The organism is Streptomyces humidus (genome assembly GCF_014649655.1).
Lineage (GTDB): Bacteria > Actinomycetota > Actinomycetes > Streptomycetales > Streptomycetaceae > Streptomyces > Streptomyces humidus.
Genome location: NZ_BMTL01000043.1, coordinates 20,838 through 42,553 on the forward strand (window position 1 = coordinate 20,838; position 21,716 = coordinate 42,553).

The following is a 21,716-nucleotide window of genomic DNA, read 5'->3' on the forward strand; positions in this document are numbered from 1 at the left end:
GCCGTCCCGCCAGGAAGGAATCCCGTGTCATGACACCCCGTAACACCGCCGCGGTCGAGCTGGCGCTGCGGCGCCTGGAGAAGACCGAGCCCGACATCCGCGCCTGGGTACGGGTGGACGCCGACGGCGCCCGGGCAGCGGCCCGGCGGGCGCCGGACGGCCCCCTCACGGGTGTGACGTTCGGCGTGAAGGACGTCATCGACGTCGCCGGTCTGCCCACGGAGTGCGGTTCGCCGCTGCGTCGCGGGCGGCTCGCCGACGCCGACGCCTGGCTGGTGGACCGGCTCAGAAGCGCGGGCGCCGTGCCCCTCGGCAAGACCGTGACCACGGAGTTCGCCTACTTCGAGCCGGGCCCCACCCGCAACCCGCACGGCCCGGCCCACACGCCCGGCGGTTCCTCCAGCGGATCGGCGGCCGCCGTCGCGGCCGGCGTCGTGCCGCTCGCCCTGGGCTCCCAGACGGCGGGCTCCCTGACCCGGCCCGCCTCCTTCTGCGGCGTCGCCGGATACGTGGCCCCGGTCGGGGCCTGGCCGACGACGGGATTCACGGGACTCAGCCCCACCCTCGACGCCCCCGGGCTGCTCGCCGCGAGCGTGAGCGATCTGGCCACGGCCGTCGAGGCGGTCGACGGCACCCGGGCCGAGGACGTGGACGCCGTCCGGGCACTGGTGTGGACCGGCGCCGAACTGGCCGACATCGACCCGGCGATGCGCGAGGCGCTGCGCGACACCGTTCGCGCGCTGGCTGCCGAAGGCGCCGCCACGGACGAGCTCACGGACGGCGCCGGCACGGACGGACTCACGGACGGCGCCGGCACGGTCCGCCTCCCGGACGGCATGGGCACGGCCGTGCTCGCCGAAGCGCACGCCACGGTCATGGCCTACGAGGCCGCCCGCTCGCTGCGTGCCGAGGGGCTGCGCCCCGAGGCGCTGAGCACACATCTCGACGAGCTCCTGGCCAAGGGCCGCGGCACTCCCGAGGACGCCTACCGGGCGGCACTGGGCGTGCGGGGCGCGGCCCGGGACGCGGTCCTGCGGCTCCTCGACCGGGCGGACGCCGTCCTGGCCCCGGCCGCCCCGGGCCCGGCCCCGCACGGACTGCGCGCCACCGGCACCCCCGTGCTGAGCCGCCCCTGGCAGCTGCTCGGGCTGCCCGTGGTCACCGTCCCCGGCCGTCGCGACCCGTACGGCATGCCGCTCGGCCTCCAGCTGATCGGCCGCCCCGACCGGGTGGGCCGGCTGCTCGGCGTCGCCCGGCACGTGGAAGCCGTCGTCCGCCGCACCACGGAGCGGGCCCGATGAGGATCACCGGCATCGAGGCGGTGCCGTACGCCATCCCCTACACCAAGCCCCTGAAGTTCGCGAGCGGCGAGGTGCACGCCGCCGAGCACGTGCTCGTCCGGGTGCACACGGACGACGGAGCGGTGGGCGTCGCCGACGCGGTGCCCCGCCCCTTCACCTACGGAGAGACGCAGGCGTCGGTCGTCGCGGTGATCGAGCGGATCTTCACCCCGCAGCTGGTGGGCGAGGACGTGTTCGCCCGCGAACGGATCCACGGCCGGCTGCACCGCACCGTCGGCAACCCGGCCGCCAAGTCGGCCCTGGACATGGCCCTGTGGGACCTCGCCGGCCAGTCCTGCGGACGGTCCGTCACCGAACTCCTGGGCGGCCACACCGACCGGATGCGCGTCAGCCACATGCTCGGTTTCGACGCGCCGCAGCGGATGGCCGACGAGGCGCTGCGCGTGCGGGACACCTACGGCATCGCCGTCTTCAAGGTGAAGGTCGGCCGTCGGCCCGTCGGCCTGGACCTCGACGTGTGCCGCGCCCTGCGCTCGGCCCTCGGCGACGAGGCCGAACTGTACGTCGACGGCAACCGCGGCTGGACCGCCTCGGAGGCCGCGGCCGCGCTGCGTGAGCTCGACGAACTCGGCATGACGCTCGCCGAGGAGCTGTGCCCGGCCGACGACGTGCTCGGCCGGAGATGGCTGGTCGCACAGAGCCGCATCCCCTTCGTCGCCGACGAGTCCGCCACCACGCCCGCCGAGGCGGCCCGTTCCCTGCTGGACGGCGCGGCCACGGCCATCAGCGTCAAGACCGCCCGCACCGGCTTCACCCACTCCCAGCGCGTGCTCTTCCTGTGCGAGGGGCTGGGCGCCGAAGTGGTGATGGGCAACCAGATCGACGGCCAGCTGGGCACGGTGTGCACCGTCGCCTTCGGCGCCGCCCACGCCGCCTCGTCCCGCCGTGCGGGCGAGCTCTCCAACTTCCTGGACATGAGCGACGACCTGCTCACCGACCCGCCCGTGATCACGGACGGCACGCTCGCCGTCCGGGACGGGCCCGGACTGGGCGTCGTGATCGACGACGCCAAGCTCGCCCGCTACCGCCAGGACCGCTGAGAACCCTCTTCACCAAGGAGCAGCACACCATGTCCGAGACCATGACCAAGGCCACCGCCGCCGACTCCGGCGCTTCGGCAACCGAGCGTTTCCTCGCCGACAAGGCCGGCGGGACCGGAGCGGGCGCCGACACGGCCCGCGTGAACACCCTGGCCACGGAGGTCATCACCGCCGTGCACGAGGTGATCCGCCGCCACCGGGTCAGCTACGAGGAGTACAACGCCCTGAAGTCCTGGCTGATCTCCGTCGGACAGGACGGCGAGTGGCCGCTGTTCCTCGACGTGTGGGTCGAGCACGTCGTCGAGGAGGTCGTCCATGCCTCCCGCGAGGGCAGCAAGGGCACGATCGAGGGCCCGTACTACGTTCCGGGCGCCCCGGTCCTGCCCAGCGTCGCCACCCTGCCCATGCGCGAGAACGAGGCCGGCGCCCCGCTCCTCTTCAAGGGCCGGGTCACCGGCGTCAGCGGGCAACCGCTCGCCGGGGCACTGCTGGAGATGTGGCAGGCCGACGACGAGGGCCTCTACGCCCAGTTCGCCCCCGGTATCCCGGAGTGGAACCTGCGCGGCGGCGTCGTCACCGACGCGGAGGGCCGCTTCGAGGTGACCACGATCCAGCCTGCGCCGTACCAGATCCCGACCGACGGCTCCTGCGGCAAGCTCATCGCCGCCGCCGGATGGCACGCCTGGCGCCCCGCGCACCTGCACCTGAAGGTGTCGGCGCCCGGTCACGAGCCGCTCACCACGCAGCTCTACTTCAAGGGCGGGGAGCACATCGAGGACGACATCGCCTCCGCGGTCAAGCCCGAACTGGTCCTCGACCCGCTCAGGGCGGCCGACGGCACCGGGGAAGTCGTCTACGACTTCGTCCTCGACCCGGCGTCCTGACGGAGACCGCCGTGCTCTTCGCCGTACGGATGACCGTCGCGCTCCCGTCGGACCTGGACCCCGAGGCCAAGGCCTCGGTGGTCGCCGCGGAGAGGGAGTACGCACAGAGACTCCAGCACACCGGTGAGTGGCTGCACCTGTGGCGCTGCGTCGGCCAGTACTCCAACCTCAGCATCTTCGACGTCAGCGGCAACGACCGTCTCAACGAGATCCTCTGGGGCCTGCCGCTCTTCCCCTACATGGACATCACCGTCACACCGCTCGCCCGGCACCCTTCCGCCGTCCGCTGAGCGTCCGCACCCACGAGAGGGCTCCGACCGCACCGGCGGTCGGAGCCCTCTTCGGTCTGCCGTGCCTGTGCCTCTGCTTCTGCCGCGGCACAAGCAGAGGCACAGGCAGAGGCCGTGTCAGCGGTAGATCGACTGCGGCCGCAGATAGGACGCCAGGCCCTCCGGACCCAGCTCGCTGCCCAGCCCGCTCGCCTTCGCACCGCCGAAGGGCGCCACCGGGTCGGGGAGATAGCGGTTCACGCCGATCGTGCCGGTCTGCACCCGCCGGGCGACGGCCGCCCCCCGCTCGGGGTCCGACGTCCACACGGTGCCCCCGAGACCGTAGTCGGAGTCGTTGGCGATCCGGACCGCGTCGTCGACGTCGTCGTACGGCAGCACGCAGAGCACCGGCCCGAAGATCTCCTCCTGGGCGATGGTGAAGTTGTTGTCGACGTCCGCGAAGACCGTGGGTTCCACGAACCAGCCCTTGTCCAGGCCCGCGGGGCGTCCACCACCCGTGGTGAGGCGGGCCCCCTCGGCGCGCCCCTTCGCGATGTACCCCTCCACCCGCTCCCTCTGCTGCGCGGTGACCATCGGCCCGATGAGGGTGTCCTGCGCCAGCGCGTCGCCCACCGGCAGACTGCGGGCCAGCTCGGTGATCAGGTCGGCCACCTCGGCGTACCGGCTGCGCGGAGCCAGGATGCGGGTGCTCAGGAAGCAGGTCTGGCCGTTGTTCGTCAGCGTGGCGGCGACGAGGTCCTGCCCGATCTGCGCCGGGTCCAGCACCGCGTCGTCCAGGACGATGCCCGCCGACTTCCCGCCGAGCTCCAGGGTCGCCGGCCGCAGCAGCCGGCCGCAGGTCTCGGCGATGGACCGGCCGGCCGCCGTCGACCCGGTGAACGCCACCTTGTCGACGCCGGGGTGCGACACGAGACGGCCGCCGGCCTCACGGCCGCCCGGGACGATGTTGAGCACCCCGGCGGGAACGCCGGCCGCCTCCGCGGCCTCGGCGACCAGGAAGGAGTCGAGCGAGGCCTCGGGCGAGGGCTTGAGCACCACCGTGCAGCCCGCGGCCATGGCAGGTGCGATCTTGAACATGGACAGCACCTGGGGGTAGTTCCAGGGCACGATCGCGGCGACGACCCCGACCGGGGTCCTGCGCACCTCGACCGAACCGCCGAGCAGCCCGGCGCGCGTCTCGGAGAAGGCCGTCGTACGGGCCAGCCCCGCGTAGTAGCGCAGCACCGCGGTCGGGTAGCCGGCCTCGAGCTGTCTGGCGATGCTGATCGGCAGGCCGTTCTGGCTGCTGACCGTCTCCGCGATGCGGCCCGCGCGTGCTTCGAGCTGCTCGGCGAAGCGTTCCATGACCTCGGCCCGGCGCTCCGGCTCCCAGGCCGCCCACCCGCCCGGCTGGTCGAAGGTGCGGCGCGCGGCCTCGACGGCGGCGTCGATGTCCGCTTCAAGCCCCTCGGGTGCGCTGCCGAGCACCTCCTCGGTGCTCGGGTTGACGGGCGCGATGACGCGGCCACTGGACGGCCGCACCCACTCCCCGCCGATGTAGAGATGTTCGTAGCGAAGCTCCATCGGTGCTCTCCTGGCGATCCGGCGCCCGTGCCGAAGTCAGGTACGGGTCACGAGCCGAGCTTCACCCGGCCGGCCGACGGCGGCGTGCGGCAGGGTGCATGGGCTGCCACCAGAGAATGCACGGGGTCGGGTTCGGGGCGGCGCGCGGGGCCCGGTCCCGGGCCCGGGACGGGGGGCGGGCCGCACGAGGACCTCGGCGACCGCGTCGCCTTCGGCCCGCTCTGTTATGACTGAGCCCATAAGCCTTACTCTTATGTGCTGTCGGAACATAATGGCAGAGCGGTCTGCCATGGAGGATGCCATGAGCGCCACCACGCCCTCGCCGCAGGAGGCGTACATCCACGGCCAGTTGGTCAACCTGGTCCGCACCGGACAGGCGGTGACCCGGCCGGCGCTGGAGCAGCAGACCAGGCTCGGGCGCAAGGTCGTCGCCCAGCGGGTGCAGCAGGCCATCGACGTCGGCCTGCTGGAGGACGGTGACCTGGCCCCCTCGGGCGGTGGACGTCCGTCGCGCCTCCTGCGCTTCCGGGCCGAGGCGGGGCACGTGTTCGCCGCGGTGCTCGGGGCCACGGAGGTGACCGCCGCCGTCTCGACCCTCGACGGGACGCTGCTGGCGTCCCTCCACGAGGACTGGGACGCCGCCGACCGCCCCGACGAGACGCTCGAGGTCCTGGACGGCCTGTTCGTGCGGCTCGCCCGCAGGACCCGCGTCGAGCCGTGGGCGTTCGGCATCGGCGTGGCGGGCCCCGTCGACTTCGGCTCGGGACGGCTGGTCGCCCCGCCGATCCTGCCGGGCTGGGACGGGTACAGCGTCCGCTCCTGGCTGCGGGAGCGCTATGACGCCCCGGTGTGGGTCGACAACGACGTCAATCTCATGGCGCTCGGGGAGTGGCACAAGGGAACGCCCAACGACGGGCGGGATCTGCTGTACGTCTTCGTCGACGAAGGCGTGGGAGCCGGCCTGGTCTCCAGGGGCCGGGTTTTCCGGGGGGAGAGCGGTGCGGCCGGCGACATCGGTCATACGCAGGTCACCGAGGATCCCACGGTGGTGTGCCGGTGCGGCCGGACGGGCTGCCTGGAGGCCGTGACCGGTGGGTGGGGGCTGGTGCGGCGGCTCACGGCGCGCGCCGCCGAGAGCCCGCTGCTGTCGGAGCGGCTGGCCGGGCAGGGGCGCCTGACGGCCGAGGATGTCGGCATGGCCGCGCGTGCGGGGGATCCGCTCGCCGCGGCGGAGGTCGAGAGCGGGGCCCGGCTCATCGGCGTGACCGCCGCCAACCTGGTCAACTTCGTGAATCCGGGCACGGTCGTGCTGGGCGGCGGCGCCGTCCGCGTCGGCGACTCGGTCTTCGAGGTGTTCGCGGACACCTTGATGCGTCGCGCCGGCACGCTGGCCGCGCAGCGGCTGCGCGTGCGTCCGGCGTCCCTGGATTTCCGCGAGGGCGTCACCGGAGCGGCGATCATGGCCATCGAGCAGATGTTCGGTCCGGCATCCCTGGGGCTCTGGATCGAGAACGGTTCGCCGATCGGGTACGCGACCTCCCTCCAGCGGACATCCGTGCTGGAGGGGTTGACATAAGTTCCGTTGGAACTAAAGTCTGGCGCAGGGCGTGGCCGTAGCCGCAGTACCCACTTGTCACGCCCCTCACCGGAGAACCCCGCCGTCCCGAGTTCCTCTGCGGTCCAAGCCGCCCTGGACGCGCGCGGTCCCGACGCCTCTGGAGTTCACATGCGAAGACTTCTCGTCGCGGTCCCCGCCGCAGCCCTGGTCCTCACCGTCTCTGCCTGCGGTGGCGCCGCGGGCGGCGGCGGTGCGAATGCGGGGAGCACCCTCTCCCTCGCGACCGTCACGCCCCCCAAGTCGTTCGAGCCCGGCGCCATGGCCATGGGCGGTCCCGAGGACCACTACTACCAGGCCGTGTACGACACGCTGCTGAAGCTCGACGCCTACGGCCGGCCGGCGGCAGGCCTGGCGACGAACTGGAACTACGACGCGGCCAACACCACCCTCAGCCTTACCCTGCGCAGCGGCGTGACCTTCACCGACGGCACGAAGTTCGACGCGGAGGCGGTCAGGACGAACCTCGAGCACGCCAAGAAGGGTACGGGCGAGGCGGCGAACGCCCTGAAGTTCGTCGACCACGTCAAGGCGGTGGACCCCACGCACGTCGACATCGTGCTGACCTCCCCCGACCCCTCCCTGACCGCCGGCCTCGCCCGCAGCGCCGGTTACATGGACAGTCCCAAGGCGTTCACCCGCGGCGACGTCGCGACCCGCCCGGTCGGGACCGGGCCCTACCGGCTCGACGCGAAGCGCAGCACCGCCGGGGACACCTACGTCTTCACCCGCAACGCCGGTTACTGGGACAAGATCCATTACCCCTACAAGGAGGTGAGCATCAAGGTCCTCGACGACACCACGGCCGCGCTGAACGCTCTGCGCTCAGGCCAGCTCCAGGGCATGCCCGGGCCCAGCAAGGACATCGTGGAAGGTGCGCGCAAGGCGGGGCTGACCGTCACCACCTTCGAGAACGGCACCATGGAGGGAGTCTTCCTCTGGGACCGCAAGGGCAACAACACCAAGGCCCTGGGCGATGTGCGCGTCCGCCGGGCGATCAACTACGCCTTCGACCGCGAGGCGATCGTCAAGAACGTCAAGGGCGGCCTGGGCACCGCCACCGACCAGGTCTTCGGATCCAGCACCCCGGCCTACGACAAGTCCCTGGAAGGCGCCTACGGCCACGACCTCGGCAAGGCCGAGAAGCTGATGGCCGAGGCCGGCTACGCGCAGGGCTTCTCGATGACGCTGCCCGACTTCTCGCCGGTGTACCCGAACGAGCAGGCGGCCATGACCGAGGCGCTGAAGTCGATCGGCATCAAGGTGACCTACCAGCCGATCACCGGGGACCAGGTCGTCGGCAGCATCATCGGCGGCAAGTGGCCGGCCAACTTCTTCTCGCTGACGTCGAGCAGCCCCTGGGCCTTCATCCAGCTGGCCGTCGCCCCGGGCGCGACGTTCAACCCCTTCCACGTCAGCGACCCCAAGATCGCGGCTCTGCTGAAGACCGTCCAGCAGTCGAGCGGAGCGGCGCAGGACAAGGCGCTCAAGCAGCTCAACGCCTACCTGGTCGACCAGGCCTGGTTCGCGCCCTGGGACGTGCAGAAGGGGGCCTACGTGAGCGCGAAGACGGTGAAGGTGACGCCGATCCCCGGAATCGCCGTACCGCCCCTGTCCGGTTTCTCGCCGGCCAGCTGACCCGCTGCCCGTGCCCGCGGCCTGCCTCCGCGGGCACGGGCCGGCTTCCACTCACCCGCACCCGGAGCCGATCGTGTCCCTCTTCCTGCTTCGCCGGCTCGGCGCCGGCCTCGTCCTGGTCTTCGTGATCGCGACGGCCACCTTCTTCCTCACGAGCGTCACCGGTTCCGACCCGGCGCGCCGGATCGCCGGCACCCAGGCGAGCGCGGCCCAGGTGATCGCCAAGCGCCACGAGCTGGGCCTGGACCGCCCCGTCCTGACGCGCTACACCGACTGGCTCTCGCACGCCGTCCGCGGAGACCTGGGCACCTCGTGGTTCTCCAACCAGCCCGTCACCGGCCTCGTCGGCCAGGCGCTGCCGGTCTCGCTCTCGCTGGTCCTCGCCGCGACCGTCCTCACCGCCGCCGTCAGCATCGTCCTCGGAGTGGTCGCCGCCGTGCGCGGCGGCTGGGTGGACCACGTCCTGCAGAGCATCTCGATCGTCGCGTTCGCCGTGCCGAACTTCCTCGTGGGCATGGTCCTCGCCCTGCTCCTCGCCGTGGAACTCGGTCTGTTCCCGGCAGTCGGCTACGTCCCCCTCGCAGGCGACCCGGCCGGCTGGCTCGCCTCGATCACCCTCCCGTCGATCGCCCTGGCCGTCGGAGCGATCGCCACCGTCGCGAGCCAGACACGGGGCTCGATGATCGACGTCCTGCGGCAGGACTACGTGCGCACCCTGCGCAGCCGCGGACTGCCCGTGCGCAGCGTGCTGCTCAAGCACGCCCTGCGCAACGCCGCCCCGACCTCGCTCACCGTGCTCTCGCTGCAGTTCATCGCCCTCATCGGCGGCGCCGTGGTCATCGAGAAGGTCTTCGGCCTGACCGGGATCGGCGCCCGTGCCACGTCGGCGGCAAGCCAGGGGGACGTACCGCTGGTGCTCGGCATCGTCGTCGTCACCGTGGTGCTCGTCGTGGTCGTCAACCTGCTGGTCGATGTGGTCCTCGGCTGGCTCAACCCGAAGGTGCGCATCGCATGAGCCAGCCCATCGACATCGACATCGACGTCGCCGGTGGACCGGCGCGCCCCCCGCTCCCCGGCGCACCCCGGCCCGGCGTGCTCCGGCGGCTGCTGCGCAAGCCGGCCGCGGCCGTCTCGCTCGCCTTCGTCGCGGTCGTCGCCGTGGCCGGCGCCCTGGCGCCGCAGCTGACGGCGAACAGCCCGACGGCCTCCGAGATCGCCAACGCACTGGCCCCCATGGGCGGGAACCACCCGCTCGGCACCGACGGCGTCGGCCGCGACGTGCTCGCCCAGCTGCTCTACGGCAGCCGCACGAGCCTGACCGGCGCGCTCATCGTCGTGGCCGTGTCGCTGCTGATCGGGCTGCCCGCCGGCGTCCTGGCCGGGTACCACCGAGGCTGGTTCGACGGCCTCGCCAACTGGCTCGGCAGCCTGGTCATGGCTCTGCCGGCGATCATCGTGCTGCTCGTCGTCCTCGCCCAGTGGGGCCGCAGCACGGCCCTGGCGATGACCGTCTTCGGTTTCCTGATCGCCCCCGGCGTCTTCCGGCTCGTGCGGTCCTCGGTGATCGCCGTCCGCGAGGAGCTCTACGTAGACGCCGCGCGGGTCTCCGGCCTGGGCGACGCCCGCATCATGCGCCGGCACATCCTCCCGGTCGTCGTGGCGCCCACCGTCATCCAGGCCTCGCAGCTGCTCGGCATCGCGATCGTCATCCAGGCCGGACTGGAGTTCCTCGGCCTCGGCTCGGCCAACCAGGCCAGCTGGGGCGGCATGCTCAGCAACGCCTTCCAGAACGTCTACTTCGCCCCGCGGCTGCTGCTGTGGCCGGCGCTGGCGATCGTCCTGACCGTCACCGCGTTCTGCCTGATCGGCAACGCCCTGCGCGACGCTCTCGGCGCCGCCGACGCGGGCCGCCGCGCCCGGCGGCGGACGGACGCGGCCGCGGGCCCGGTGGTCACCGCGGCGCACGACGCGGCCGCGCAGGACCCTCCCGCCGACGCGCTGCTGGCCGTGCAGGACCTGCACGCGGCCTATCCGCGCCCCGACGGCACGGAATCCGTCGTCGTGCAGGGCGTGTCGCTGACCGTCCGCAGGGGTGAGATCCTCGGCCTGGTCGGCGAATCGGGATCGGGCAAGTCACAGACCGCCTTCTCCGTGCTGGGACTCCTCCCGCCGCAGGCCCGCACCTCCGCGACGCGCCTGCTCTTCGACGGGCAGGACCTGCGCGGGCTGTCCCCCGCGGCGATGAACAAGCTGCGCGGCCGGCGCATCGGCTACATCCCGCAGGAGCCGATGTCCAACCTCGACCCCTCCTTCCGGATCGGCGCCCAGCTCACGGAGCCGATGCGCCACCACCTCGGGCTCTCCCGGGCGCAGGCGAGGACCGAGGCGCTGCGGCTGCTCGAGCGCGTCGGCATCGCCGACCCGGCCCGCGTCTTCGCCTCCTATCCGCACCAGGTCTCCGGCGGCATGGCGCAGCGGGTGCTCATCGCGGGCGCCGTCTCCTGCGACCCGGACCTGCTCATCGCCGACGAGCCCACCACCGCCCTCGACGTCACCGTGCAGGCGGAGGTCCTCGACCTCCTCCGCGAGCTGCAGGCCGAGCGGCGCATGGGCGTGATCCTCGTGACCCACGACTTCGGCGTGGTCGCCGACCTGTGCGACACCGTCGCGGTGATGCAGTCCGGCCGCATCGTCGAGACCGCCCCCGCCACCGAGCTGTTCGCGGCCCCGCGGCACCCCTACACCCGGATGCTGCTCGACGCCACGCTCGAGGACAGCACCCCCCGCTCGGCCCGGGCGGTGGCCACGCCGGCCGCGCCGTCCCGCTCCGTCCTCGACCTCGGAGGCGACCGATGACCGCCGCGCACCCGCTCCTCGAGGCCGACCGGGTCCTCGTCGACTACCCCGTCAAGGGCTGGCGACGGCCACCGTTCCGCGCGCTGAAGGGCATCTCGCTGACCGTGGGCGCCGGCGAGACCGTCGGCCTCGTCGGAGAGTCCGGGTCCGGCAAGACGACCCTGGGCCGGGCCATCCTCGGCCTGGCGCCGGTGACCGGCGGCGAGATCCGCTTCGAGGGCCGGACGATCTCCGGGCTGGGCAAACGGGAACGCCGCGCCCTCAGCAAGGACATCCAGGTCGTCTTCCAGGACCCGTACACCTCGCTGAACCCGGCGATGAGCGTCGGGGACATCCTCACCGAGCCGCTGCTCGTCGACGGAATCTCGCGTGCGGAGGCCGAGCGCAGGGTCCGCAGCCTGCTGGACGAGGTGCACCTGCCCGCCGACGCCGCCCGGCGACTGCCGCGGGAGTTCTCCGGCGGGCAGCGCCAGCGGGTCGCCATCGCGCGGGCGCTGTCGCGGGACCCCCGGCTCATCGTCTGCGACGAGCCGGTCAGCGCGCTCGACCTCTCCACCCAGTCCCGCGTCCTCGACCTGCTGATCGAGATCCAGGAGCTCACCGGGGTCGCCTACCTGTTCGTGACCCACGACCTGTCCGTCGTGCGGCACATCAGCCACCGGGTCGCGGTGATGTACCGGGGGGAGATCGTCGAGGAGGGCGACGCGGCCACGGTGACCTCGGAGCCCGCGCACCCGTACACCCGGCGGCTGCTGCTCGCCGCGCCCGTGCCGGACCCGGCGCGACAGGCCGGACGGCGGGCCGAGCGGCACCGCTTCCTGGCCGCCCAGGCGGCGCCCGACCACTGACGGGCCATCGCACACAAGGCGCGTCCACCGCGTCACACCTCACCGGACGGCGCTCGACGCCGCCGTCCGGACACCCCCACGCGCCCTCCCGCGCCCCCGCGCGCCCCCGGAACAGACCCGGAAGCGATCCGGAACAGACCCGGAAGCACCCGGAAGAGACGAGGAACCAACATGACCGACCGCGTTCGTGCCGGCATCATCGGCGTGGGCTTCATGGGCACGGTCCATGCCCGCGCGGTCCGCCGCGCAGGCGCAGTCGTCTCCCGCACCGCGGGATCGACACCGGACTCCTCCCGCGCCGCGACCGGGCGCATCGGCGCCGAGATCCCCACCGACACCGTCGAGGAACTGCTGAGCGCGGACGACGTGGACGTGGTGCACGTCTGCACGCCCAACAGCACCCACGCCCCGCTGGTGCGGGCGGCGATCGCCGCCGGCAAGCACGTGGTGTGTGAGAAGCCGCTCGCGGTGGACCCCGGCGAGGCCGCCGAACTGGTCCGCCTCGCGGCGGACGCCGGGGTGACGGCGACGGTGCCCTTCGTCTACCGCTTCTACCCCACCGTGCGCGAGGCCCGGGCCCGGGTCGCCGACGGCAGCACCGGACCCGTGCGCCTGCTGCACGGCTCCTACCTCCAGGACTGGCTGGCCGAGGACACCGACGACGACTGGCGGGTCGACGCGGCGGCCGGCGGCCCCTCCAGGGCCTTCGCCGACATCGGCGTGCACTGGTGCGACCTGGTCGAGTTCGTGTCCGGCCACCGCATCACCCGCCTCGCCGCTCGCACCGTCGTCGCCGTCCCCCAGCGGGGCGGACGGCCGGTGCGGACCGAGGACGCCGCGGTCGTGATGTTCGAGACCGACCGGGGCGCCTTCGGCAACCTGACCGTCAGTCAGGTGAGCCCGGGACGCAAGAACCGGCTGTGGCTCTCGGTCGACGGCTCGGCCGAAAGCCTCTGCTTCGACCAGGAGAGTCCCGAGTCCCTGTGGGTCGGCGGCCGCCACGCCAACCTGCAACTGCTGCGCGGCGCCGGCGAACACCCCGCCGGGGCGCGCTACAACGTCGTACCCGCCGGCCATCCGCAGGGCTACCAGGACTGCTTCGACGCCTTCGTCGCCGACACCTACGCAGCCGTCGGCGGGGACGTCGCCGACGGCCTGCCCACCTTCGCCGACGGCCTGCGCGCCGCCCGCATCACCGAAGCCGTCCTCGCCTCCGCCCGCACCGGCGGCTGGACCGAGGTGGCCGGGTGATCCCCGCCGACCGTTCCCCCCTCAACAGAAGGACGAGCACCCCCATGACCCGGACATTCCCCGACGCGGTCGACGTGGCCGTCGTCGGCAGCGGACCCTGCGGCGCGGCCTACGCGCGCGTGCTGAGCGAGCTGTGCCCGGCCGCCGCCGTGGCCGTCTTCGAGGCCGGTCCGCTGCTGGCCGACCCGCCCGGCACGCACGTGAAGAACATCGTCGACCCCGCCGAGCGGGCGCGCGCGCAGCGGCGCTCCGAAGGACCCGCGCCGCTCGCCGCCGGCACCGCGACCGACACCATGGACGGGTACGCCGACGACGCGCCCCGGCTGGTCCGCCCCGGCACCTTCCTGCTGGCCGACGGATACCGTCAGCCGGGTGAGGACGGCCTGCCCGGCGCGGCGATGTCGAGCAACGTCGGCGGCATGGGCGCCCACTGGACCGGCGCCTGCCCGCGCCCCGGCGGGAGCGAGCGCATCGCGTTCCTGCCCGACCTGGACACGCTGCTCGCGGAGGCGGAGCGCCTGCTCCACGTCGACGCGCGCGCCTTCGACGACGCCCCGTTCGCCGACGAGGTGCGCAAGCGGCTCGCCGCCGCCCTGGACGAGGGCCGGGACGACGACCGCCTCGTCGCCCCGATGCCGCTGGCCGTCGTCCGCCACGACGACGGCCGGGTCACCTGGTCCGGCTCCGACGTCGTCTTCGGCGAGGAGACGCGCGCCAACCCCCACTGCACCCTCGTCCCCGAGGCGCTCGTCACCGAGGTGATCGTCGCCGACGGCCGCGCCTCGGGCGTCCGGGTCCGCGACCTGCCCACGGGCGAGGAGCACGTCGTCCACGCCCGGTTCGTCGTCGTCGCCGCCGACGCGCTGCGCACCCCGCAGCTGCTGTGGGCCTCCGGCGTCCGCCCGCACGCCCTGGGCCGCTACCTCAACGACCAGCCGCAGACGGTGTTCGCGGTCCGCCTGCGTGACGTCGTCGACGCGCCCGAGGAGCAGGACGGGCCGCGCGACGAGCCGGCGATCGTCCCGCACAGCGGCGTCAACTGGGTGCCCTACACCGACGACGAGCCGTTCCACGGCCAGGTCATGCAGCTCGACGCCTCTCCGGTGCCGCTGGCGCCGGACGACGTCCCCGCGCCCGGCTCGATCGTCGGCCTCGGCTGGTTCTGCGCCAAGGACGTGCGGGAGTCCGACCGGGTGGAGTTCGACGAGAGCGCGACCGACCCGTACGGCATGCCGGCCATGCGCCTCCACTACCGGCTCACCGAACGCGACCACGCCTCGATCGAGGCCGCGCGTGCCGCGGTGCGGCGTGCCGCCGCCGCGCTCGGCGACCCGCTGGGCGAGGAGCCGCTCACCTTCCCGCCCGGCGCCTCCCTGCACTACCAGGGCACGGTGCGGATGGGCGAGACGGACGACGGCACGTCGGTCTGCTCGCCCACCTCGCAGGTCTGGGACGTCGAGGGCCTGTACGTGGCCGGCAACGGCGTCATCCCCACCGCGACCGCCTGCAACCCCACGCTCACCTCCGTCGCCCTCGCCGTCGGCGGGGCCCGTGACATCGCCGCCAAGCTCACCGCCGTAAGGAACTGAACCCATGCTCGACTTCGCCATCATCCAGGGCCGGGGCTTTCACAACGTCGTCGAAGGCGGCCGCGTCACCGGCTTCCGGTTCCAGCTGCGCAACCCCAACTACCGCGGTGTCGCGGCGAGTCTCCTCGACGGGATCGACGTCGTCGTCGACGGGGAGCGGATCCCCGACCACGTCCCGCTGTGGACGCTGCAGGGCCGCACCCTCACCCTCGACGAGCTGCGCGCCTCCACCGACGTGCGCTGGCAGCTCGACGAGACCGCGACGATCACGGTGCCGAAGCCCGGCGGCCTCACGCCCGGCGTCCACGAACTCGAGGTGGTCGTCCACCTGCGCCGCTCCTACTTCCCGCCGCTGATCGCGCGGACCCCGTTCACCGCCACCGGCAAGGGCGTGATCGTCCCCGCGGCGCCGGAGGGCGGCCTGCGGTTCGGCGTCTCCACCTACAGCTACACCGGCGACCTCCACACGACGATGACGCTCGAGGACGTCGTCGCCGACATCGCCGACATGGGGGCCACCGGCATCGAGATCCTGGGCGAGGGCAACATCCCCGGCTATCCCTCGCCCGACCCGGCCTGGGTCGACGCCTGGCACCGCCTGCTGGACACCCACGGGATCACCCCGACGAACTACGGCTCCTGGGTCGACACCACCCTGTGGCGCGACCGCGACCTCACCGCCGAGGAGGGGGCGGACCGGCTGCGGTCCGACCTGCGCACGGCCCACCGGCTCGGATTCACCTCCGTGCGGCCGAAGTTCGGCGTCACCTCCTGGCAACTGGACCCGCACCCGATCTGGCAGGAGGCCGTCGAGCGCTCGCTCGACCTGGCCGCCGAACTCGACGTCGTCATCTGCCCCGAGATCCACGCACCGACGCCCATCCGGCACCCCGTCACCCAGGGATACCTCGACTTCATCGAGCGCACCGGCAGCAAGCACTTCAAGCTGCTGATCGACACCGGAATCTTCCAGACGGCGCCGGTCCTCGGCGACTACGCCGAGGAGATCGACCCGGCGGACGGCGACGAGGTGCCCGAGCACCTCAGGGCGCTCGCCGTGCCGATGGCCGACCTCGTCGAGGTGCTGCCCCACGTCCACTTCATCCAGGCCAAGTTCTTCGACATCGACGACCGGCTGAACGACCTGCACGTGCCGTGGGGGGAGATCGTCCCGACGCTGCGGCAGGCCGGCTGGTCGGGCTGGCTGTCGAGCGAGTACGAGGGCCGGCGCGAGCCGTACCGCGGCCGCGACCAGGTCCGCCGTCAGCACGCGCTGCTGCGCACCCTCGCCGCCGGGCGGTGACCCGATGAGGCGACCCGTCACCCTTTTCACCGGCCAGTGGGCCGACCTGCCGTTCGAGGAGGTCTGCCGGCTGGCGTCCTCCTGGGGCTACGACGGACTGGAGATCGCCTGCTGGGGCGACCACCTCGACCCCGACCGCGGGGCCGTCGACGACGCCTACCTCGACGGGAGACGAGCCCTGCTCGACCGGTACGGGCTCCAGGTGCACGCCATCTCCAACCACCTCAAGGGCCAGGCGGTCTGCGACGACCCGATCGACGCCCGCCACCGCGCCATGCTGCCGGACTCCGTGTGGGGCGACGGCGACCCCGAGGGCGTCCGGCGGCGCGCGGCCGAGGAGATGAAGAACACCGCCCGCACCGCCGCCCGCCTCGGCGTCGACACCGTCGTGGGCTTCACCGGATCGGCGATCTGGAAGTACGTGGCCATGTTCCCGCCGGTGTCGCAGGACGTCGTCGACGCGGGCTACGCCGACTTCGCGAACCGCTGGAACCCGATCCTCGACGTCTTCGACGAGGTGGGCGTCCGGTTCGCCCACGAGGTGCACCCCTCGGAGATCGCCTACGACTACTGGACGACGAAGCGCACCCTGGAGGCGATCGGCCACCGGGAGGCGTTCGGGCTCAACTGGGACCCCAGCCACATGATGTGGCAGGACCTGGACCCGGTGGCGTTCATCCTGGACTTCGCCGACCGGATCTACCACGTCGACTGCAAGGACGTGAAGCTCCACACCGGGGGCGGCCGCAACGGGCGGCTCGGCTCGCACCTGGCCTGGGCCGACCCCCGCCGCGGCTGGGACTTCGTCTCCACCGGCCACGGCGACGTCCCCTGGGAGCAGTGCTTCCGGGCGCTCAACGCCATCGGTTACACCGGCCCGGTCTCCATCGAGTGGGAGGACGCGGGCATGGACCGCCTCGTCGGCGCCCCCGACGCCCTGCGGTACGTCCGCTCCCACCTGTTCGACGCCCCCGCCGCCGCCTTCGACGCCGCCTTCAGCAACCGGAGCCAGCCCTCATGAACGACCCGCAGCGCCCCGTCATCCCCGGATTCCATCCGGACCCGTCGATCTGCCGGGTGGGGGACACGTACTACCTGGCCACCTCCAGCTTCGAGTACGCCCCGGGCGTACCGGTCTTCCGCTCCACCGACCTCCGCTCGTGGGAACAGATCGGCAACGCGCTCGACCGGCCCTCCCAGCTGGACGTCTCCCAGGCCGGCCCGTCGGGCGGCGTCTTCGCGCCGACCCTGCGCCACCACGACGGCCGCTTCTGGATGATCACCACCAACTGGTCCGACGAGGGGGGCCAGGTGCTGGTGCACGCCGAGGACCCGGCCGGTCCCTGGTCGGATCCTGTGCGCATCCCGTCGGCCGTCGGCATCGACCCCGACCTCGCCTGGGACGACGACGGCACCTGTCTGATGAGCTACGCCGGGTTCGGCCCGCAGGGCGGCGAGGGCATCGTGCAGTCGGCCATCGACCCGTTCACCGGCGAGGTGCTCGGCGAACGGCGGTGGCTGTGGTCGGGCACCGGCGGCAAGTTCCCCGAGGGGCCGCACCTCTACCGCGTCGGCGATCTGTGGTACCTGCTCGTGGCCGAGGGCGGTACCGAGCGCGGACACGCCGTGACGATCGCCCGCGGCCCGTCGCCGCGGGGACCGTTCGAGAGCAGCCCGCGCAACCCGGTGCTCACCCACCGCGGCACGGACCTGCCGGTGCAGAACACCGGCCACGCCGACCTGGTCGAGCGGCCGGACGGCAGCTGGGCGATCGTCTACCACGGCGTCCGCGCCCGGGGGTCGAGCCCCGAATGGCACGTGCTCGGCCGGGAGACCTTCGCCGACGAGGTGATCTGGGAGGACGGCTGGCCCGTGCCGGCCGGGCACATCGCGCCCGCCCGGCCCGCGGAGACCGCGGTCCGCCAGGAGCTGACGGGACAAACCCTGCCGCCGGACTGGGTCGCGGCCTCCCGCTTCCCCGCCGAGGCCGTCAGCCGGGAGGACGCCGGATGGCGGGTCACCGCCGTCGGTGCCGACCCGGTGTTCGTCGGCCGCCGGCAGGAGCACCTGTTCGCACAGGTCAGGGCCCGGATCGTGGTGGAAGGCACAGGCGGCCTCTCCGTCCGCGTCGACCCCCGGCACGCCCTCGAACTCGAGGTCGCCGACGGGGCCGTGGAAGCGGTCTGGGCGGTGGGCGACGTCCGGCACCGGCTGGGCCGCGCGGAGCTGGCCGGCGAGGCCGACCTGGAGCTGCGGATGCTGCCCTCGCAAGGACACGAGTTCTCCACGGCCCGCGGGCCGGACCGCGTGGTCGCCGGGGTCCGTCTGGGCGACGGCTTCGTGCCGCTCGGCGAGGTGGACGGACGTTACCTCTCCACCGAGGTCGCCGGCGGGATGACCGGCCGGATGGTGGGCCTCGCGGCCACCCGCGGCAGCGTGCTGGTCCGCTCCTTCGAGTACCTCGGCTCCGACGACCCGGCGGTGGTCGGGGGCGGCCCGGCGGCGCCCGTGAACTGGGCGGCCGAGTGAGCCGCCGCGCTTCCGAGAGGTGACCCCGGGCGGAAAGCGCGGCACCAGTGGCGCACGGCCGCTGTCGAACAACCGACTCCGAGAGGGAGAACCGATGGCCGAGGCCCGGACCGACGACTTCCTGGCCCGCTGGCTGACGCCGCCCGAGCCCACCCGGCGCCGAGACGGCGCGCACCACTACGCCGGCGCCGTCTACGCGGCGGTGCCCGGCTACCGGGCACTCGAGCTGGACCTGTGGGTCCCCGGCACGGCCGGCCCGGCGCCGCTGGTCGTCTGGGTGCACGGCGGAGCGTGGATGTCGGGCAACCGGCGGCTGCTGCCCCCGGGCCTGCGACCGGACCAGCTCTTCGACGAGCTGCTGGCGGCCGGGCTGGCCGTGGCGACGATCGAGTACCGCCACGCCCGTGAGAGCGGCTTCCCCGCGCAGTTGCACGACGCCAAGGCGGCCGTGCGCTGGCTCCGCCACCACGCGGACCGGCTGCGGATCGACCCGCGCCGGATCGGCATCGGCGGCGAGTCGGCCGGCGGCCACCTCGCCGCGCTGGTCGCGCTCACCGCCGACCGGCCCGAACTGGAGGGGAACGTCGGTGTCACCGGCCCGTCGAGCGCGGTCGACGTCGTCGTCGACTGGTACGGGGTGGCCTCCGCAGAGACGATGCCCGAGTTCGCGCTTCCGCCCGAGGTCGCCGCCCGCCTGGGGCCCGAGGAACTCGTCCCCCCGCTGGACGTCCTCCTCGACGGCGTCGACGCCGCAGGGCGGGCCGCCGTCAGCCCGGTGGCCCATGTCGCCCCCGGCGCCCCGCCGTTTCTGCTGGTGCACGGCACGGCCGACGACGTCGTGCCCTACGCGCAGAGCGAGCTGCTGGCCCAGAGGCTGCGCGCGGCCGGCGCCGACGTGCGGCTCGAGCCCGTGCCCGGCGCCGGGCACGGCTTCGACGGCTGCGCCGACGTCGACGCCGTCGTCCGTCTCTCGGTCGGCTACCTCGCCGACGCCCTGCTCCCCCTGCCCGCAGGCCCGGATGCCGGTCGTTGACTTGCTCCTCGGGCTGAAGCCCGAGGATTCTGGCCTTCTCGATCGTTGCTGTGCCGCTACGCGGCACGGGGTTCGGTCGGGAATCCGTGGCTTCCTGTTTCCTCGCGCTGTGCCAGAACGAGTTCTGGTCCTACCGGCGCTCCGCAGGCCGACACCGCCAGTCCGGCGGCCGTCTTCACGTTGATCGCGGCGTTCATGTCCCGGTCGTGGACGGTGCCGCAGGCGGTACAGGTCCATTCCCGGACGTTGAGGGGTGTGGGCCCGTCTTTGACGCCGCAGGTGGAGCAGACCTGACTCGTCGGCTCGAACCGGCCGATCTTGATCAGAGTCCGTCCGTACCGTTGTGCTTTGTACTCCAGCATGTTCACGAATGAGGCCCAGCCGGCGTCGTGGACGGACTTGGCCAGCCGGGTGCGTGCCAGTCCCGCCACCGACAGGTCCTCCACGGCGATCCCTTGGTTCTCGGAGATCAGCTGTGTGGAGAGCTGGTGGTGGAACTCATGGCGGGCATCGGTGACCTTGACGTGGGCGCGAGCGACCTTGAGCCGGGCCTTTTCGCGATTCTTCGAGCCTTTCTGCTTGCGGGACACCTCCCGCTGAGCCTTCTTCAGCTTCTTCTCCGCGCGGCGAAGGAAGCGCGGGGGGTCGATCTTCGTGCCGTCGGACAGGACCGCGAAGTGCGTGAGGCCGAGGTCGATGCCGATGGTGCGGTCGGTGGCGGGCATCCGGCCGGCATCCGCATGTGGGTCGGTGTCGATGACGAAGGAGGCGAAGTACCGCCCGGCGCAGTCCTTGACGACGGTGACCGAGGTGGGGGCGGCGGGCAGGGTCCGGGACCACTTCACCTTCACCGCACCGATCTTCGGCAGGTTCAGCCGTCCGCTGTCGGTGATCTTCCAGCGGGCGTTCGCGGTGAACCGGATCGACTGACGGGTGTCCTTGCGGGACTTGAACCGCGGCGCACCCGTCCCGGGCCCCTTGCGGGTGCCCTTGAGGGAGGCGAAGAAGTTGTTGTAGGCGGTCTCGGCGTCGCGCAGGGACTGCTGGAGCACGACCGCGGAGACCTCGCCCAGCCAGGACCGCTCCACGGTCTGCTTCGCCTGGGTGATCAGCCGTGTGGACAGCTCGCCGATCTTCGGAAACGGCTTCCCGGCCTTGCGGGCGCTCTCGCGCGCGTACACGGCGTCGTTGAACACGACGCGGGCGCACCCGAACGCCTTCGCCAACGCCTTCTGCTGGCCGGTGTCCGGGTACAGGCGGAAGCTGTACCGGAGCTGCATGACGGCCACGCTACATACTTGGGTTATGGGTGAGATGCAGGAGATCAGAACTGGTCGTCACTGTGCTTTCGTGATGCATGTGCACTTGGTCTTCGTGACCAGGTTCCGGCACAAGGTGTTCACCGATGCCCACTTGAGGCGGATGGAGGAGATCATGCGGTCGGTGTGTACGGACTTCGCGTGCGACTTGGTCGAGTTCAACGGCGAGGACAACCACGTCCACCTGCTGGTGAACTTCCCGCCCAAGGTCGCCGTGACCAAACTGGTCAACTCCCTCAAGGGCGTCTCCTCCCGCCGCCTGCGTCTGGGGGCACCTCCCGGCCGGAGGCTGGGGGAGAGTTCCCCGACCTGGTACGCCACTACCGGCGGGCCGACAACCTCTGGTCCGGCTCCTACTTCGCCGGAACCGCCGGCGGCGCCCCCCTCACCGTGGTCCGGCAGTACATCGAACAGCGGAACCGGCCCGTGTGAGCATCGCCCGGCGTCCGCCGGGACCGGCCTCGCGACGCTCCGCGCCGCGGGTGGTGAACACGCCGTGTCCGGCTCCGCCGGACCAGACGCGGCGACGCTCCGCGTCGCAACCATCAGATTCGCTTCACCACCGGACTGAAGGCCCAATGCACTGCGAATGAATCC

The 21,716-nt window shown here is 72.6% G+C and carries 17 protein-coding genes and 1 pseudogene; 16 read left to right on the forward strand and 2 right to left on the reverse strand.

The window, feature by feature from the left end; translation table 11 throughout:
- Positions 1 to 29 precede the first annotated feature (29 nt).
- From IE239_RS35745 to catC, 4 genes are read left to right on the forward strand one after another with little or no spacing between them, the layout of a single operon-like run.
- Positions 30 to 1,301, forward strand: coding sequence for an amidase (locus tag IE239_RS35745; RefSeq protein WP_190153647.1), 1,272 nt, complete (start codon positions 30 to 32; stop codon positions 1,299 to 1,301).
- Entirely contained in the window at positions 1,298 to 2,401 is a 1,104-nt protein-coding gene (locus tag IE239_RS35750) for a mandelate racemase/muconate lactonizing enzyme family protein (RefSeq protein WP_190153648.1), read from the forward strand. Before IE239_RS35745 ends, IE239_RS35750 begins: the two co-directional genes overlap by 4 nt.
- 29 nt (positions 2,402 to 2,430) lie before the next feature.
- Positions 2,431 to 3,285 (forward strand): catechol 1,2-dioxygenase, encoded by an 855-nt coding sequence (gene catA / locus IE239_RS35755; protein WP_190153649.1) that lies wholly within the window; start codon positions 2,431 to 2,433, stop codon positions 3,283 to 3,285.
- Between the two features lie 11 nt (positions 3,286 to 3,296).
- Positions 3,297 to 3,575: a muconolactone Delta-isomerase gene (catC, locus tag IE239_RS35760; protein WP_190153650.1), complete on the forward strand. Its 279-nt coding sequence runs from the start codon at positions 3,297 to 3,299 to the stop codon at positions 3,573 to 3,575.
- Positions 3,576 to 3,692: 117 nt separating this feature from the next.
- Here the strand turns inward: catC and IE239_RS35765 are convergent, their stop codons facing one another.
- Positions 3,693 to 5,138, reverse strand: a complete 1,446-nt coding sequence (locus IE239_RS35765) for an aldehyde dehydrogenase (protein WP_190153651.1) — start codon at positions 5,136 to 5,138, stop codon at positions 3,693 to 3,695.
- Between the two features lie 301 nt (positions 5,139 to 5,439).
- Between IE239_RS35765 and IE239_RS35770 the strand changes: the two genes are divergently transcribed.
- From IE239_RS35770 to IE239_RS35820, 11 genes are all read left to right on the forward strand, one after another.
- Positions 5,440 to 6,714: an ROK family protein gene (locus tag IE239_RS35770; RefSeq protein WP_190153652.1), complete on the forward strand. Its 1,275-nt coding sequence runs from the start codon at positions 5,440 to 5,442 to the stop codon at positions 6,712 to 6,714.
- Positions 6,715 to 6,864: 150 nt separating this feature from the next.
- Positions 6,865 to 8,391, forward strand: a complete 1,527-nt coding sequence (locus IE239_RS35775) for an ABC transporter substrate-binding protein (RefSeq protein WP_190153653.1) — start codon at positions 6,865 to 6,867, stop codon at positions 8,389 to 8,391.
- Between the two features lie 73 nt (positions 8,392 to 8,464).
- Positions 8,465 to 9,406 carry an ABC transporter permease gene (locus tag IE239_RS35780; RefSeq protein ID WP_190153654.1) on the forward strand — a complete coding sequence of 314 codons (942 nt, stop codon included), beginning with the start codon at positions 8,465 to 8,467 and terminating at the stop codon, positions 9,404 to 9,406.
- A complete protein-coding gene (locus IE239_RS35785) occupies positions 9,403 to 11,247 on the forward strand; it encodes a dipeptide/oligopeptide/nickel ABC transporter permease/ATP-binding protein (RefSeq protein ID WP_190153655.1) in 1,845 nt (614 codons plus the stop codon). Before IE239_RS35780 ends, IE239_RS35785 begins: the two co-directional genes overlap by 4 nt.
- The gene (locus IE239_RS35790) at positions 11,244 to 12,095 is read left to right on the forward strand and encodes an ATP-binding cassette domain-containing protein (RefSeq protein ID WP_190153656.1); all 852 of its coding nucleotides are present in this window, start codon (positions 11,244 to 11,246) and stop codon (positions 12,093 to 12,095) included. Before IE239_RS35785 ends, IE239_RS35790 begins: the two co-directional genes overlap by 4 nt.
- A gap of 171 nt (positions 12,096 to 12,266) precedes the next feature.
- Positions 12,267 to 13,346 (forward strand): Gfo/Idh/MocA family protein, encoded by a 1,080-nt coding sequence (locus tag IE239_RS35795; RefSeq protein WP_190153657.1) that lies wholly within the window; start codon positions 12,267 to 12,269, stop codon positions 13,344 to 13,346.
- Positions 13,347 to 13,390: 44 nt separating this feature from the next.
- Entirely contained in the window at positions 13,391 to 14,935 is a 1,545-nt protein-coding gene (locus IE239_RS35800; RefSeq protein WP_190153658.1) for a GMC oxidoreductase, read from the forward strand.
- A 4-nt stretch (positions 14,936 to 14,939) separates the two neighbouring features.
- Complete coding sequence (locus IE239_RS35805; protein ID WP_190153659.1) at positions 14,940 to 16,238, forward strand: C-glycoside deglycosidase beta subunit domain-containing protein; 1,299 nt, start codon at positions 14,940 to 14,942, stop codon at positions 16,236 to 16,238.
- A 4-nt stretch (positions 16,239 to 16,242) separates the two neighbouring features.
- A complete protein-coding gene (locus tag IE239_RS35810) occupies positions 16,243 to 17,259 on the forward strand; it encodes a sugar phosphate isomerase/epimerase family protein (RefSeq protein ID WP_190153660.1) in 1,017 nt (338 codons plus the stop codon).
- Positions 17,256 to 18,767, forward strand: a complete 1,512-nt coding sequence (locus IE239_RS35815; RefSeq protein WP_190153661.1) for a glycoside hydrolase family 43 protein — start codon at positions 17,256 to 17,258, stop codon at positions 18,765 to 18,767. Before IE239_RS35810 ends, IE239_RS35815 begins: the two co-directional genes overlap by 4 nt.
- 94 nt (positions 18,768 to 18,861) lie before the next feature.
- A complete protein-coding gene (locus IE239_RS35820; RefSeq protein WP_190153662.1) occupies positions 18,862 to 19,800 on the forward strand; it encodes an alpha/beta hydrolase in 939 nt (312 codons plus the stop codon).
- A 56-nt stretch (positions 19,801 to 19,856) separates the two neighbouring features.
- Here IE239_RS35820 and IE239_RS35825 read toward each other — a convergent pair whose 3' ends face one another.
- Entirely contained in the window at positions 19,857 to 21,080 is a 1,224-nt protein-coding gene (locus IE239_RS35825) for an RNA-guided endonuclease InsQ/TnpB family protein (RefSeq protein ID WP_190153663.1), read from the reverse strand.
- A 25-nt stretch (positions 21,081 to 21,105) separates the two neighbouring features.
- Here IE239_RS35825 and tnpA point away from each other — a divergent pair.
- Positions 21,106 to 21,551: pseudogene (gene tnpA / locus IE239_RS35830) on the forward strand (IS200/IS605 family transposase).
- Positions 21,552 to 21,716: the final 165 nt, after the last annotated feature.